The organism is Gilliamella sp. Pas-s27, assembly GCF_009795865.1.
GTDB lineage: Bacteria > Pseudomonadota > Gammaproteobacteria > Enterobacterales > Orbaceae > Gilliamella.
Map to the genome: position 1 here is coordinate 1 of NZ_WTEW01000076.1, position 1,601 is coordinate 1,601.

Annotated in this window: 2 protein-coding genes; both read left to right on the forward strand. The window is 30.7% G+C overall.

Going from position 1 to position 1,601, the window contains the following annotated elements:
• The first annotated feature begins 150 nt into the window (after positions 1-150).
• A complete protein-coding gene (locus tag GQ589_RS11695) occupies positions 151-906 on the forward strand; it encodes a hypothetical protein (protein ID WP_160426416.1) in 756 nt (251 codons plus the stop codon).
• Entirely contained in the window at positions 890-1,423 is a 534-nt protein-coding gene (locus tag GQ589_RS11700) for a hypothetical protein (RefSeq protein WP_160426418.1), read from the forward strand. Before GQ589_RS11695 ends, GQ589_RS11700 begins: the two co-directional genes overlap by 17 nt.
• Positions 1,424-1,601 lie beyond the last annotated feature (178 nt).

The window sequence follows — 1,601 nt, forward strand, 5'->3', positions numbered from 1 at the left end:
CATTTTTTTCATAATTAAATCCCCTTTTCTTTTATCATAGAGAATTTTCTACTTTTTTGCCGTACTATTTTAGGGGATAGTTACATGGGGGATACAATCATTTGAATGAACGTATTGAATATACAAACAGATTAAAAGAGATTTTTGGTTATGAGGATTGTATTAATAAAATTTAAACTAATATTATTTATCTTTTTGATTGTTTTTTTCAGAAATTCATATGCTGAGAAATTGACGTTTGATATTGATCATAAGGTAGTTAATAAGGCAGTTTTCGAAACTGAAAATAATAGAAATATTATTAATCTTTACCATAATAATAATTTAATTATAAAGATCCCGAGTTTTGATGAAGTCGGAGGAAATCGTTTTGAAAAAGTATTAACACGTTATGATGAAAATAATTTAATAAGAATAATAACTACTTTTCCAGATAGAGGGTATTTTAAAATTTATTATGATATAGGATTAAATAAAGATACTAATTTATATATACTTAATAAAGTAAGCTTTGAAACACAGGAATGGTCATCAAACGAAAAATTCACAGCAAAATATTGTTATAGCCAAATCCAAATTGGTTTAGATGAATTGTCTAAAAACAACGAGTTATTCAACGAAATAAGACCTAGAGTTGATGGGTGGGAAAATGGTAAAGTAAAAGGTAGTTGTGTTAAATCTAATAATGAAATCAATTATGAAAATGCATATAACTTAGTCATGAAATCCTATTTATTCAATAAACCCAATGTAAATGAAAAAACAAAAATGTATTTAGTTAAAGGTGATGTAGTTAATTTATTAAAGATGAATAATGCATTTTATTATATTGAGTATATTACCCCGAAAAATAAAACCATAAAAAAATGGCTTCATTGTTCTGCAATTGATGCATGTGTTTATTGATAAAAACGATAGACAAAATAGGGGATTTTTAGCTGTAGATGACGAAGCCAAATTCGAGGCATATTTAAGTAGTGTCGGTAAAGCAAAGGACTCGCCTGAAGCGAAAGGGTTTGAAACATTAAGACGAGAAATAAACCGTTTTCCTGCTGATTATAAAGAATCCCCCTCGAAAAAGCTGACTAAAGCGCAGTTTGAATCTTATGCCAAAATGGAAGCATTAGAAAAACAAGTAACAGCTTGGGAAAAGACTAAAGAGAAGATAAAAAAGATGTTGTGGTGGGATGATGTAGCTAAAGGCTTAGCCCAGTTAAACCAACAAAACGACACGCCCCCAGAAAATGGCGAGGCAACCAGTACCCCAACCGCTCCAACCACCGCAACAGACACCACCCCATCTGCCACGCTTAGCGCTGATGGCAAGGCGTGGTTTATTCATCCGGTTGTGATGATGAATTTATCTGTAAAAAAACATCCAATTATTTTATTAGACCAAAATGAATATGAACTTGTTTTTTAAATCAAAGAAAAAATATGGATTTATTGACCGACGCAGATTATGAAGAAGTTGCAAACGAATTAGGATGTGAATCAAAAGCACTTAAAGCTGTAGGTATAAAAGAAACAAAGGATCAGAGTTTTTATACCCATTTAGGGGATCATGTTCCTAAAATATTATTTGAGAGACATTATTTTCA

Coding starts and splice junctions, on each gene's coding strand:
- GQ589_RS11695 (WP_160426416.1), top strand. CDS start 151: ATGAGGATTGTATTAATAAAATTTAAACTAATATTATTTATCTTTTTG.
- GQ589_RS11700 (WP_160426418.1), top strand. CDS start 890: ATGCATGTGTTTATTGATAAAAACGATAGACAAAATAGGGGATTTTTA.